The following is a 12,462-nucleotide window of genomic DNA, read 5'->3' on the forward strand; positions in this document are numbered from 1 at the left end:
TTAGCTCCTCGAGAACATCGCGAGCATGCGGCGGGTGACGGCGAAGCCGCCGAAGACGTTGATGCTGGCGAGCAGGATCGCCAGGGTTGCCACCGCGGTGATGGCGATATTGCCGTGCCCGATTTGCAGCAGCGCACCGACGACGATGATTCCGGAGATTGCGTTCGTCACCGACATCAGCGGGGTGTGCAGCGCGTGGTGCACATTGCCGATCACGTAGTAGCCGATCACGATGGCCAAGACGAACACGGTCAGGTGCACCTGCAGCGCGGCCGGCGAGAGCGCGATCAGCGCCAACAGCACCGCCGCGGCGGCGAAGGTCAACCCCAGCCGGCGCGCGGTGCTCATGTGTTCCTTGGCCGGCTTGGTCTCGACCGGAGCCGTTGCGGTAACGGGGGCCGCGGACACCTGCACAGGAGGCGGCGGCCAGGTGACCTCGCCGTCGCGGACCACCGTGACCGAGCGCTGAACCACGTCCTCGAAGTCGAGGATGAGCTTCCCGTCCTTCTCCGGGGTGAGCAGCTTGAGCAGATTGACCAGGTTGGTGCCGTACAGCTGCGAGGCGGTCGCGGGCAGGCGGCCTGCCAGATCGGTGTAGCCGATGATCGTCACGCCGTGGTCGGTGACGATCACCTCGTCCTTGACGGTGCCCTCGACGTTTCCGCCGTTGGCCGCGGCCATGTCGACGATGACGCTGCCGGGGTTCATCGAGGCCACCATGTCGGCGGTGATGATTCGCGGGGCTGGCTTACCCGGGATCAGTGCGGTGGTGATGATGATGTCGACGTCGCCTGCCTGCTCGGCGTAGAGCTGCGCCTCGCGGGCCTTGTAGTCGTCGCCCATCTCCTTGGCGTAGCCGGTGGCCGATACCTGTGCTTCCGGTGACTCGATCGAAAGATATTCGCCGCCAAGGGATTTGACCTGGTCGGCGACCTCGGGCCGCGGGTCGGTGGCGCGCACGATGGCGCCGAGGCTGCCCGCTGCGCCGACGGCGGCCAAACCGGCCACGCCCGCGCCGACGACGAGCACCTTGGCCGGCGGTACCTTGCCGGCCGCGGTGACCTGCCCGGTGAAGAACCGGCCGAATTTATTGGCGGCCTCAATGACGGCGCGATAGCCCGCGATGTTCGCCATCGACGACAGCACGTCCAGCGACTGCGCCCTGGAGATGCGCGGAACGGCGTCCATGGCGAGCACGGTGATAGGGCGGGTACCCAGCCGCTCGACGAGCTCCGGCTTGAGCGCGGGCGAGATCAGGCCGATCAGGGTGGCGCCGTCGCGTAGGGCGGCGATCTCGGCGTCGTCCGGTGCGTTGACCTTCAGCACCACGTCGGCGGCCCAGACCTGCTCGGCGGATCCGACAGTGCCGCCGGCCTCCGTGAACGCCTCGTCGGAGAAGCTCGAGGCGGCGCCCGCGCCGCTCTCGACCACTACCTCATAGCCGAGCTTGATGAGTTGGGCGATCGTCTGTGGCGTCGCGGCGACCCGCGTTTCCCCAGGCAGCGACTCTCTCGGAATCCCGATGATCATCGATTTCGATCCGATCTAGGTTCTTGTCACGGTCTGGTCGGGGCGCGAGAAGGCACCCCGACGCAGCTCGTCGTGGGACGAGTGGAATACGTCAGTGTAAGAGCCGGGCCAAATCGCCGGTACGGCGTGTGGGCCGGTGCCGGGGTTTCGGCAATCGCATCGTAGGGAACTCGAAATTAGCGGGCACGTCAGCGACGGCCCGAAAGGTTCCCACGGAAGGATCCGCCATGGACAACAACGTCATCGTCTGGATTGTCGTTGCCGTAGTCGCCGTCATCGTGATTGTGGCGTTGCTGCTCGCTGCGAGAAAGAGGCGCAATCAGCGCCGGCATGTCGAGGCGAAGCAAATCCGCGAAGACCTCACTACGCATGTCGCAAAGGTGGACAAGCGCGAGGCACTCGCCGATGAGACCGCTGCCCGCGCCCGCGCAGCTGAGGCCGAAGCCCAGGCGAAGGCTGCGGAGGCCGCCAGGCTCAAGGACCAGGCGGACAGCCATCGCGGCGTGGTCGCCGAATCGAGAGAAGAGATCGACGAGCGCCGCAGGCACGCCGACCGCATAGACCCGAAGACCAAGGTGCGTGACGACGCCGACGACTCCCACGGCGTCAAGCACGACGACGCTGCGCGGGATGCAGCCGCGCAGCGGGATGCCGCCGCGCAGCAGGACGCCGCACGGCGCGACACTCCGCGCAGGTAAACACCAAGCTCAGTGCCGCGCTCGGGGTAGGCGTATCCCGGAGCGCGGCGCTGCCATGCATTCATCACGGACGGCAATGCAGTAGTTCACTACTCGTGCCGTCGCGGCCGAGCCCGGAAACGATGGATGTCATGCGAGAGACACCGAGCGACGTGCTGCAGGGTCAGCTGCCGAAGCTGAAGGAGTCAACAGTCAAGGCGTTGATCGAGGATCACGAGGTGGAGCTGCTGCGCACGCAGCGCGTCCGGTTCGACGGGTTCTTCACCGGACCTACCTGGTAGGCCGGCGCGAAGCCGGTCGGCTACACCGGCGGATACGCAGGCGGCGGATAGACGCCGCGAAGCAGCCACGCCAACGCGGCGGCGCCGTACTCGAGCTCGTCACTGGCGTCATAGTCCGGATTCGGATCCATGTGCACACCCTTTCGTGTTCGGCTGCCTCTCTCGCAGAGAAGTCTAGACCCGCAGTGGCGGCCGCGACACCCCGAAGCCCTAGACTGCCAACCAGTTGATTGGTGCCCCGGACCGGTCCGGGCCTGCGTTAGTGAGTCGTATGTCCTCGGAGACCTCGAACGGGCTGTCCCGCCGCGAGGAGTTGCTGGCCGTAGCCACCAAGTTGTTCGCGGCGCGCGGCTACCACGGCACCAGGATGGACGACGTCGCCGACGCCGTCGGGCTGAATAAGGCGACGGTGTACCACTACTACGCCAGCAAGTCGCTGATCCTCTACGACATCTACAAGGGGGCCGCCGACTTCACGGTGGCCGCATTACACGACGATCCGTCGGCGTCGGCCCGCGAGACCATCTACCACTTCACCCGCAGGCTTCTGGTGGGCATCGCAGGCGATCTCGAGCGCGCGGCGGTGTACTTCCAGGAGGGGCCCTACATCACCGAGTGGTTCACCGAGGAGCAGGTGGAGTACATCCGCGAGAAGGAGACCCAGGTCTACGAGCATGTCCGCGACGTCATCGACCGCGGCATCGCCAGCGGCGAGTTCTACGAATGCGACTCGCATGTGCTGGCTCTCGGCTACATCGGGATGACCCTCGGGTCCTATCGCTGGTTGCGCCCGCAGGGCAGGCGCACCGCGCAGGAGATCGCTGCGGAGTTCAGCACCGCGCTGCTTCGCGGTCTGATCCGCGAGGAGGCCGTGCGGGTGGAATCGCCGCTGGGTCTTCGCGTCGGCGAGGTCAGTTAGCCGGTACTCGCTGCAGCGCTGTGGGAACCGGCGTACACCTCGCCGATAGGCTGGGCGGATGCCGTTGGTGAGCAAGACTGTGGAGGTCGACGCGTCCGCGGAGTCGATCATGTCGATCGTCGCGGATTTCGAGGCCTATCCCGAGTGGAACGAGGAGATCAAGGGCTGCTGGGTGCTGGCGCGTTATGACGATGGCCGGCCCAGCCAATTGCGACTCGACGTTGTCGTTCAGGGGCAATCGGGGACGTTCATCACCGCGGTCTACTACCCGACACCCAACGAGATCTACACCGTGCTGCAGCAGGGCGACCACTTCGAGAAGCAGGAGCAGAAGTTCTCGGTTGTCGCGATGGGGCCGACGTCGCTGCTGACCGTCGACCTCGACGTGGAGACCAAGTTGCCGTTCCCGAAGCCGATGGTGAAGAAGGCCATCGGCGACACGCTCGACTATCTCGCGGGCAACCTCAAAACGCGCGCCGAGCAACTCACCACAGGCTGACGCCCGCTGATTCGCGCTGAGGTTGTCCGCGCGACAGGCGGCTATTTTTCGTCGCGACGGGTACTCCATGCCGAGAGGGCGATTCGATGTGTGAGGAGGCGACATGGCCAAGGACCACGGCTCGAGCGTCAAGAATGACAAGCAATACGAAGGCCTGCGCAAGAAGGGCATGCCGAAGTCGCGCGCCGCGGCGATCGCAAACACCCCTGACGCCTCGAAGAAGGGCGGCAAGAACTCCGGCAAGAAGAAGAAGTCGAGCTAGCGGGTTCTCCAGAGCCCGCGGGCGTCAGCTCCAGATGCCCGTTTTCTCCAAGCGTTCGGTCAGGCGGCGCGCGCCGTCGTCGAACTGCCAGCTCGTCAGCCGGACCACTTCGGTGACGTCGCGGCGCCGCAGCGCCGCGATCAGCTGTCGATGGTTCGCCACGGCCTCGACGCCCCACTGCGGGTCGGCCGCATAGATCAACGGTGGCATGTAGCGGGCCACGTGCAGCAGGAACCACGCCAGCTTGATCCGTCCGGTGGTGTGATTGAGCGAGCGGTGGAATCGGAACTCCGCTGCCGCGATGGCTTCGGCCTCGCCGGTCTCGACGGTGGCGGCCAGTTCCTCGTTGAGCCGCTCCAACTCGGCGATCCGGTCATCGGTGATCCGCCGGGCCGCCGCCTCGGCGAGTTCCTTGGCGATCGTGGCCTGCAACCAGAAGATGTCCTCGATGTCGCGCCGGCTCAACGGGGCGACGACGTGGCCTCGGTGCGGCTCCAACAGCACCATGCCCTCGCCGCGCAGCGTCCGTAGGGCCTCCCGCACAGGGGTGATGCTCACGCCAAGCGCAGCGGCGGTTTCGTCGAGCCGGATGAAGGTGCCCGGCAACAACGTCCCAGACATGATCGCGGCCCTCAGATGGCCGGCGACCTCGTCCGACATCTGCTCGCGTCGAACGGGTCGAACGGCACGTCGCGGCCGGTGAAGGGCCTTCGCCACCGCGTTCACTGGGCCTCCGATCGAGGGGTTGTCCCGTGACCCCCGAAGCCATAGTGTGACCCTCGCGAACTCAATGTTTGATCAAATATCGCGTTAGTGCAACCGGGAGCCTCAGCCGTTGACCGATCAGCCCCATCTCGCGAGACGGCAGAACTGGAGTAACCAGTTGGCCCGCCACGCCTTGATGCAGCCCGAGGCGACGGCGCTGCGCCATCTGGGCCGCACGACCACCTGGGCTGAGCTCGACCGCCGGGTTTCGGCGCTCGCGGGCGCGCTGCACCGTCGCGGCGTCCGGTTCGGCGACCGGGTACTGATACTGATGCTGAACCGGACCGAGTTCATCGAGAGCTTCCTTGCCGCCAATCGGCTCGGCGCCATTGCCGTTCCGGTCAACTTCCGGATGACCCCGCCCGAAATCGCCTTTTTGGTCAGCGACTGCGACGCCGCGGTGATGGTCGCCGAGCCCGTGCTGGCGAAGGTGGCCACGGCGGTCCGTGGGCTGGAACTTAAGCTGGAAACGATCATCGTCGCGGACTCGCCCACCGACGACGACGTGCTGGGCTACGAGGACCTGCTGACCGAGGCCGGCGAACCCGCACCGCCGGCGGACATCCCCGACGATTCACCCGCGCTGATCATGTACACCTCGGGCACGACGGGCCGTCCCAAGGGCGCGGTGCTCACCCACAACAACCTCGCCGGCCAGGCGATGACGTTCCTGTTCACCAACGGCGCCGATATCAACAACGACGTCGGCTTCATCGGCGTCCCGCTGTTCCACATCGCCGGTATCGGCAACATGATCATCGGGCTGCTGCTCGGCCTGCCGACCGTCGTGTATCCGCTCGGCGACTTCGATCCCGGCGCGCTGCTCGACGTACTCGCGGCCGAGAAGGTGACCGGCATCTTCCTGGTGCCCGCGCAGTGGCAGGCCGTCTGCGCCGAACAGAAGGCCAACCCGCGCAACTTGCGGCTGCGCGTGCTGTCCTGGGGCGCGGCACCCGCGTCGGACACGCTGCTGCGAGCGATGTCCGAGACGTTCCCGGGCACCCAGATCCTCGCGGCGTTCGGCCAGACCGAGATGTCACCGGTGACGTGCATGTTGTTGGGAGACGACGCAATTCGCAAACTCGGCTCCGTCGGCAAGGTCATTCCGACGGTCAGCGCGCGGGTCGTCGACGACGACATGAACGATGTGCCCGTCGGCCAGGTCGGCGAGATCGTCTACCGGGCGCCGACGCTGATGGAAGGCTATTGGAACAACCCGAAGGCGACCGCGGAGGCGTTCGCCGGTGGCTGGTTCCACTCCGGCGACCTGGTGCGCCAGGACGAGGAGGGCTACATCTGGGTGGTCGACCGGAAGAAGGACATGATCATCTCCGGCGGTGAGAACATCTACTGCGCCGAGGTCGAGAACGTCCTCGCCGCCCATCCGGCGATCCTCGAGGTGGCCGTCATCGGGCGAACCCACGAGAAGTGGGGTGAGGTGCCCGTCGCCGTCGTGGTCCAGCGCGCGGTGTCGGAAAATGCCCTCGCGCTCGCTGATCTAGACGAATTTCTGACCGGTCGGCTGGCGCGGTACAAGCATCCGAAGCACCTGGAGATCGTCGACGCCCTACCCCGCAACCCGGCTGGCAAAGTACTGAAAACGGAACTGAGAAACCGGTTCGGAACCCAGAAATCAACTGACGCTGACGAAAGATCTTCTGCCCCAACGGTTTCTGCAGCCGGGGCAGAAAGTTAACTGGCGGGGGTGCGTTTGCTAACGGTTCTAGGCACAATCCGACGGATGCGGTGCAACGCGCGGGGAGCATCGTGTACATTCCTGTGGTCCGCCTTACTACCAGTCAGTAGGGAGACGGTGGTCACAGACAGGGGTTCAGTGCAAGGAGGGGGCGTGCGACAGGTATTGCCGTGCGGCCACGTCGGCCTGAGCGTGGGAGCGCGCCGGTGACGGCCACGCAGCAAGGGCTCGGCGGCTACGTCGCCAATCAGACCCGGCCTGCGTTGGAAGCAGTGGGCGGGTTCGTCCGCATGTGCGTGCTGACGGGCAAGGCGCTGGCTCGGCGCGATTTCCAGTGGCGGGAGTTCATCCTGCAGAGCTGGTTCCTCTTCAAGGTCTCCTTCCTGCCTACGCTCGCCGTTTCCATCCCTCTGACGGTGCTGCTCATCTTCACCCTCAACATCCTGTTGACGGAGTTCGGCGCGGCCGACATCTCCGGTGCGGGCGCGGCACTGGCCGCCGTCACTCAGCTGGGGCCGCTGGTCACCGTGCTCGTCGTCGCAGGCGCCGGATCGACGGCCATCTGCGCCGACCTCGGCGCCCGCACCATCCGCGAAGAGATCGACGCCCTCGAAGTGCTCGGCATCGATCCGATCCACCGGCTCGTGGTGCCGCGCGTGGTCGCGTCGACGTTCGTGGCTCTTCTGCTCAACGGCGCCGTGATCACCATCGGCCTCGTCGGCGGTTTCATCTTCGGCGTCTATCTGCAGAACGTGTCTGCGGGCGCCTACGTGTCCACGCTGACGCTCGTCACGGGACTGCCCGAGGTGCTGATCTCGGTCATCAAAGCCACCACGTTCGGCTTGATCGCCGGCCTGGTCGGCTGCTACCGCGGTCTCACCGTCGCAGGCGGCGCCAAGGGCGTCGGCACCGCGGTGAACGAGACGCTTGTGCTCTGCGTCATCGCGCTGTTCGCGGTCAACGTCGTGCTCACCACCATCGGTGTCCGGTTCGGCACGGGGAGTTGACGTGAGCACGACGAACGTTCTCAAGGCCCGCTTCCCCCGCGGCTACGCGCGCACCGAGAAGCTGGCCGGTGCACCGGCGCGCTTCCTCGACAGCGTCGGCCACGTCGCGTGGTTCGTCGTCACCGCGATCGGCTCCATCGGCCACGCGCTGAGGTACTACCGCAAGGAAACCCTGCGGCTGATCGCCGAGATCGGGATGGGCACCGGCGCCATGGCGGTCGTCGGCGGCACCGTCGCCATCGTCGGCTTCGTCACCCTGTCGGGGTCATCCCTCGTCGCGATCCAGGGTTTCGCGTCGCTCGGCAACATCGGTGTCGAGGCGTTCACCGGGTTCTTTGCCGCGATGATCAACGTGCGCATCGCCGCGCCGGTCGTCGCGGGGCAGGCGCTGGCGGCCACCGTCGGCGCGGGCGCCACAGCGGAACTCGGCGCCATGCGGATCAGCGAGGAGATCGACGCCCTCGAGGTGATGGGCATCAAGTCCATCTCGTATCTGGTCTCCACCCGCATCATGGCCGGCTTCGTGGTGATCATCCCGCTCTACGCGATGGCGATCATCATGTCGTTCCTGTCGGCTCAGGTGACGACGACCTTCTTCTACGGTCAGTCGATCGGCACCTACGAGCACTACTTCCGGACGTTCCTTCGCCCGGACGACGTGTTCTGGTCCTTCGTGCAGGCGATCATCATCTCGGTGATCGTCATGCTCAACCACTGCTACTACGGCTACTTCGCCAGCGGCGGACCGGTAGGCGTCGGCGAGGCCGTCGGCCGGTCGATGCGCGCCTCACTTGTCGCAATCGTGTGTGTTGTCCTGTTCGCATCGTTGGCGCTGTACGGCACCGACCCGAACTTCAACCTCACGGTGTAGCGCATGACGGCCCCACTGAACGCTCCGCGCACACCGCCGTACAAGTTGGCCGGTTTGGTGCTCACGCTGCTGACGATCGTGGCGATCGTGTTGGTGTACCTGCAGTTCCGCGGCGACTTCCTGCCGCGCGAAGAGGTGACGATGATGTCCGCCCGCGCAGGCCTCGTGATGGATCCGGGTTCCAAAGTCACCTACAACGGGGTCGAGATCGGACGGGTGTCCGAGGTCAGCGAGGTTTCGGTCGGCGACGACACGCGGGCCAAGATCCTGCTCGAGATCGACAAGAAGTACCTGAACCTGATCCCGAAGAACGTCGACGCGAAGATCAGCGCAACGACGGTGTTCGGCAACAAGTACGTCTCGTTCACGTCGCCGAAGAACCCGAGCCCTCAGCGGATCACGTCGGCCGACGTGATCGACGCGACCCACGTGACGACCGAGTTCAACACCCTCTTCGAGACGATCACCTCGATTTCGGAGAAGGTCGACCCGATCAAGCTGAACCAGACGCTCAGCGCGACCGCGCAGGCTCTGCAGGGCCTCGGCGAGCGGTTCGGTCAGTCGATCATCAACGGCAACGAGATCCTCGGCGACCTCAACCCGAGGATGCCGCAGATCCGCCGCGACAACCAGTTGCTCGCCGACCTCGGCGACGTGTACGCCGACGCCGCACCCGATCTGTTCGACGGGCTGGAGAACGCCGTCACCACTGCGCGCACGCTGAACGAGAATCAGGGCAACATCGACGCCGCGTTGATGGCCTCGATCGGATTCGGCAACGTCGGCGCCGAGATCTTCGAGAAGAGCGGCCCATACTTGATCCGCGGCGCCGAGGACCTGCTGCCGACGTCGGCACTGCTCGACGAATACAGCCCCGCGCTGTACTGCACGATCCGTAACTACCACGACGTCGAGCCCAGGGTCGCGGCGTCGCTCGGCGGCAACGGCTACTCGCTCAACACCCACTCGCTGGTGCTGGGTGCGAGCAACGCCTACGTCTACCCGGACAACCTGCCCCGCGTGAACGCCCGCGGTGGTCCAGAGGGCAGACCCGGCTGCTGGCAGCCCGTGACAAGGGACCTCTGGCCGAACCCGTACCTGGTGATGGACACCGGTGCGTCGATCGCGCCGTACAACCACATCGAGCTTGCGTCGCCGTTCGGCTGCGCGGGCCTGCCGCCCTGCCTGCTGCCGATCGTCATTCCCACGTTGCCTGTGCCGCTGGTCGCCGCCGCGCCCCTCATCACTCCGGGCATCGAATACGTCTGGGGCCGTCAGTTCGGGGAGCACACGATCAACCCATGAAAATCACCGGTACCGCCATCAAGCTCGGCATCTTCGCGTTGGTGCTGCTGCTGTTCACCGCGATCATCATCGTGGTGTTCGGTCAGATGCGTTTCGACCGCACGACCGGTTACTCGGCAATCTTCAGCAATGCCAGCGGTCTGCGCGCCGGCCAGTTCGTCCGGGCATCCGGCGTGGAGGTCGGCAAGGTCTCCAAGGTCGAGATCCAGGACGGCGGACGGGTGGCGAAGGTCGACTTCAAGGTCGAACGCGACCTGCAGCTGTTCCAGGGCACGACGGCGTCGATCCGCTACCTGAACCTGATCGGCGACCGCTACCTGGAGCTCAAGCGTGGCGACGACAACAAGCGTCTGCCCGGCGGCTCGACGATCCCGCTGGAGCGCACCGAACCCGCGCTGGACCTCGACGCGTTGATCGGCGGCTTCCGCCCGCTGTTCCGCGCGCTGGACCCCGACAAGGTGAACAACATCGCCCAGTCGATAGTCACGATCTTCCAGGGCCAGGGCGGCACCATCAGCGACATCCTGGATCAGACGGGGCAGCTGACGTCCGCGCTCGCCGACCGCGACCAGGCCATCGGCGACGTGATCCGCAACCTGAACAACGTGCTCGACACGACCGTCAAGCACCAACAGCAGTTCGACGAGACGGTCGTGGATTTCGAGAAGCTCATCACCGGACTCAAGAACCGCGCCGACCCGATCGCGACCTCCGTGGCGGATATCAGCGACGCGGCGGGCACCATCGGTGATCTGTTCGCCGACAACCGTCCGCTGCTGCAGAGCACGATCAGCCACCTCGAGGTCATCCAGCAGCCGCTCGTCGACCAGAAGGACCAGTTGAACGACATCCTGACCAGGCTGCCGACCGCGCTGAAGATCATCGGCCGCGCGGGCGGCGTCTACGGCGACTTCTTCAACTTCTACGCCTGCGACGTCACGCTCAAGCTGCCCGGCCTGCAGCCCGGCGGACCGGTTCGCACGGTGAAGGTCTGGTCGCAGCCCACGGGTAGGTGCACGCCGCAATGAGAACCCTGGAGGGTAGCAACCGCGTCAGGGGCGGGCTGATGGGCATTCTCATCACGCTCCTGGTGATCGGTGTGGGGCAGAGCTTCACCAGCGTGCCGATGCTGTTCGCAGAACCGTCGTACTACGCGTACTTCCAGGACACCGGCGGTCTGAGCGGTGGCGACAAGGTGCGCATCGCGGGCGTCGACATCGGGAAGGTGCAGTCGTTCACGATCGAGGGCGACAAGGTCAAGATCGGCTACACGCTGAGCGGCACGCAGATCGGCACCGACAGCCGCGCGGCCATCCGCACCGACACGATCCTGGGCCGCAAGAACCTGGAGATCGAGTCGCGCGGCACGACGGTCCTCGAGCCCAACGCCGCCCTGCCGCTCGGGCAGACGACGACGCCGTACCAGATCTACGACGCCTTCTTCGACGTGACGAAGGCGGCGCAGGGCTGGGACACCGAAACGGTCAAGCGCTCGCTGAACGTGTTGTCGGAGACCATCGATCAGACCTACCCGCACCTGAGCGCCGCCCTCGATGGGGTGGCCCGGTTCTCGGACACGATCGGCAAGCGCGACGTAGAGGTCCGGCAGCTGCTGGCCAACGCGAACAAGATCGCGGGCGTGCTCGGCAACCGCTCGGAGCAGATCAACGCCCTTCTGGTGAACGCGCAGACGCTGCTGGGGGCGATCAACGAACGTCAGTACGCCGTCAGCATGCTCCTGGAGCGTGTCAGTGAGTTCTCCGCTCAGATCGCCGGTTTCGTCAACGACAACCCGAACCTCAACAAGGTGCTGGAACAGCTGCGCACGATCAGCGACATCCTCGTGGACCGCAAGTTCGACCTCGTCGACGTGCTGTCCACGCTGAGCAAGTTCACCGCGTCGCTGGCCGAGGCCATCGCCTCGGGCCCCTTCTTCAAGGTCATGCTCGTCAACCTGCTCCCGCCGTGGCTGCTGCAGCCGTTCGTCGACGCCGCCTTCAAGAAGCGAGGCATCGACCCCGAGGAGTTCTGGCGCAACGCGGGTCTGCCCGCATGGCGGTTCCCCGACCCGAACGGCACTCGATTCCCCAACGGTGCGCCCGCGCCGGGACCGGACGTGCTCGAGGGCACCCCGGCGAACCCGGGACCCGCGGTCGTCGCCGGGCACCCGTGCTCGTACACGCCCGCGCCGGGCACCCTTCCGCGGCCCGGCGATCCGCTGCCGTGCGCCGACGAGCCGCACGGCCCGTTCGGCCCGAATCCGTACTCGGCCCCACCCGGACAGGGTTACACCCTGCCCGACGTGATCACCTCCCCGCCGAACCCGAACGGTCCCGGCTTCACCCCCGGCGTGCCCGCGGCGGCCGTACCGGGCCAGTTGCCGCCCGACATGGGGGGCGTGCCCGCACCGCTGCCACCGGCTCCGCACGGTGCGCGCACCGTGCCGGTCGGCCCACTGCCGCCGGAGGGACCGGACTTCACGCCCGGCATCGCGCCGCTGCCGCCGGCGCTCAACGGACCGCCGCCGCCGCCGGGACCCGGACAGCAGGTGCCGCCTGCCGACACGCCGCCGTTCCCCGGCAATCCGCCGTACCTCCCACCTGGTTCGCAGAGCGGAACGGGGCCCTAA

General features: G+C 66.2%; 13 protein-coding genes and 1 pseudogene. 11 read left to right on the forward strand and 3 right to left on the reverse strand.

From position 1 onward, the window contains the following. Entirely contained in the window at positions 1-1,530 is a 1,530-nt protein-coding gene (locus C6A82_RS00570; RefSeq protein ID WP_105348566.1) for a Re/Si-specific NAD(P)(+) transhydrogenase subunit alpha, read from the reverse strand. Positions 1,531-1,757: 227 nt separating this feature from the next. Here C6A82_RS00570 and C6A82_RS00575 point away from each other — a divergent pair, with 227 nt between their 5' ends. After that, complete coding sequence (locus C6A82_RS00575) at positions 1,758-2,228, forward strand: hypothetical protein (protein WP_199193944.1); 471 nt, start codon at positions 1,758-1,760, stop codon at positions 2,226-2,228. 131 nt (positions 2,229-2,359) lie between these two features. Continuing rightward, the gene (locus tag C6A82_RS00580) at positions 2,360-2,509 is read left to right on the forward strand and encodes a hypothetical protein (RefSeq protein WP_158261670.1); all 150 of its coding nucleotides are present in this window, start codon (positions 2,360-2,362) and stop codon (positions 2,507-2,509) included. A 20-nt stretch (positions 2,510-2,529) separates the two neighbouring features. Here C6A82_RS00580 and C6A82_RS00585 read toward each other — a convergent pair. Further along, positions 2,530-2,646 (reverse strand): annotated as a pseudogene (locus tag C6A82_RS00585) (CAP domain-containing protein); the annotation flags it as partial. 134 nt (positions 2,647-2,780) lie between these two features. Here C6A82_RS00585 and C6A82_RS00590 point away from each other — a divergent pair. From C6A82_RS00590 to C6A82_RS00600, 3 genes are all read left to right on the forward strand, one after another. Further along, the gene (locus C6A82_RS00590; protein ID WP_105348570.1) at positions 2,781-3,428 is read left to right on the forward strand and encodes a TetR/AcrR family transcriptional regulator; all 648 of its coding nucleotides are present in this window, start codon (positions 2,781-2,783) and stop codon (positions 3,426-3,428) included. A 58-nt stretch (positions 3,429-3,486) separates the two neighbouring features. Continuing rightward, the gene (locus tag C6A82_RS00595; RefSeq protein ID WP_105348571.1) at positions 3,487-3,927 is read left to right on the forward strand and encodes an SRPBCC family protein; all 441 of its coding nucleotides are present in this window, start codon (positions 3,487-3,489) and stop codon (positions 3,925-3,927) included. A 103-nt stretch (positions 3,928-4,030) separates the two neighbouring features. Next, positions 4,031-4,189: a hypothetical protein gene (locus C6A82_RS00600; protein WP_199193945.1), complete on the forward strand. Its 159-nt coding sequence runs from the start codon at positions 4,031-4,033 to the stop codon at positions 4,187-4,189. Between the two features lie 24 nt (positions 4,190-4,213). On the opposite strand, the gene C6A82_RS00605 is transcribed toward C6A82_RS00600, so the two are convergent. Continuing rightward, positions 4,214-4,849, reverse strand: coding sequence for a GntR family transcriptional regulator (locus C6A82_RS00605; protein ID WP_105348573.1), 636 nt, complete (start codon positions 4,847-4,849; stop codon positions 4,214-4,216). 175 nt (positions 4,850-5,024) lie between these two features. On the opposite strand from C6A82_RS00605, the gene fadD5 reads away from it, so the two are divergent. From fadD5 to C6A82_RS00635, 6 genes are all read left to right on the forward strand, one after another. Continuing rightward, on the forward strand, positions 5,025-6,650 hold the full coding sequence (fadD5, locus tag C6A82_RS00610; protein WP_105348574.1) for a fatty-acid--CoA ligase FadD5: 1,626 nt from the start codon (positions 5,025-5,027) through the stop codon (positions 6,648-6,650). 290 nt (positions 6,651-6,940) lie between these two features. Then, positions 6,941-7,657: an MlaE family ABC transporter permease gene (locus tag C6A82_RS00615; protein WP_396836845.1), complete on the forward strand. Its 717-nt coding sequence runs from the start codon at positions 6,941-6,943 to the stop codon at positions 7,655-7,657. A 1-nt stretch (position 7,658) separates the two neighbouring features. After that, complete coding sequence (locus C6A82_RS00620; protein ID WP_105348576.1) at positions 7,659-8,528, forward strand: ABC transporter permease; 870 nt, start codon at positions 7,659-7,661, stop codon at positions 8,526-8,528. A gap of 3 nt (positions 8,529-8,531) precedes the next feature. Further along, a complete protein-coding gene (locus tag C6A82_RS00625; RefSeq protein WP_105348577.1) occupies positions 8,532-9,833 on the forward strand; it encodes an MCE family protein in 1,302 nt (433 codons plus the stop codon). Further along, positions 9,830-10,861 carry a virulence factor Mce family protein gene (locus C6A82_RS00630; RefSeq protein WP_105348578.1) on the forward strand — a complete coding sequence of 344 codons (1,032 nt, stop codon included), beginning with the start codon at positions 9,830-9,832 and terminating at the stop codon, positions 10,859-10,861. The genes C6A82_RS00625 and C6A82_RS00630 overlap by 4 nt, the downstream gene beginning before the upstream one ends. After that, the gene (locus tag C6A82_RS00635; RefSeq protein ID WP_105348579.1) at positions 10,858-12,462 is read left to right on the forward strand and encodes a virulence factor Mce family protein; all 1,605 of its coding nucleotides are present in this window, start codon (positions 10,858-10,860) and stop codon (positions 12,460-12,462) included. Before C6A82_RS00630 ends, C6A82_RS00635 begins: the two co-directional genes overlap by 4 nt.

Origin of the sequence: Mycobacterium sp. ITM-2016-00318, assembly GCF_002968285.2 — a bacterium.
Taxonomy (GTDB): Bacteria; Actinomycetota; Actinomycetes; order Mycobacteriales; family Mycobacteriaceae; genus Mycobacterium.

What these genes read in the sequence shown, in the direction of transcription:
- C6A82_RS00635 (WP_105348579.1), top strand. Translation starts at nt 10,858, where the DNA reads ATGAGAACCCTGGAGGGTAGCAACCGCGTCAGGGGCGGGCTGATGGGC.
- C6A82_RS00595 (WP_105348571.1), top strand. Translation starts at nt 3,487, where the DNA reads ATGCCGTTGGTGAGCAAGACTGTGGAGGTCGACGCGTCCGCGGAGTCG.
- C6A82_RS00580 (WP_158261670.1), top strand. Translation starts at nt 2,360, where the DNA reads ATGCGAGAGACACCGAGCGACGTGCTGCAGGGTCAGCTGCCGAAGCTG.
- C6A82_RS00625 (WP_105348577.1), top strand. Translation starts at nt 8,532, where the DNA reads ATGACGGCCCCACTGAACGCTCCGCGCACACCGCCGTACAAGTTGGCC.
- C6A82_RS00605 (WP_105348573.1), bottom strand. Translation starts at nt 4,849, where the DNA reads ATGTCGGACGAGGTCGCCGGCCATCTGAGGGCCGCGATCATGTCTGGG.
- C6A82_RS00570 (WP_105348566.1), bottom strand. Translation starts at nt 1,530, where the DNA reads ATGATCATCGGGATTCCGAGAGAGTCGCTGCCTGGGGAAACGCGGGTC.
- C6A82_RS00630 (WP_105348578.1), top strand. Translation starts at nt 9,830, where the DNA reads ATGAAAATCACCGGTACCGCCATCAAGCTCGGCATCTTCGCGTTGGTG.
- C6A82_RS00600 (WP_199193945.1), top strand. Translation starts at nt 4,031, where the DNA reads ATGGCCAAGGACCACGGCTCGAGCGTCAAGAATGACAAGCAATACGAA.
- C6A82_RS00590 (WP_105348570.1), top strand. Translation starts at nt 2,781, where the DNA reads ATGTCCTCGGAGACCTCGAACGGGCTGTCCCGCCGCGAGGAGTTGCTG.
- C6A82_RS00615 (WP_396836845.1), top strand. Translation starts at nt 6,941, where the DNA reads ATGTGCGTGCTGACGGGCAAGGCGCTGGCTCGGCGCGATTTCCAGTGG.
- C6A82_RS00575 (WP_199193944.1), top strand. Translation starts at nt 1,758, where the DNA reads ATGGACAACAACGTCATCGTCTGGATTGTCGTTGCCGTAGTCGCCGTC.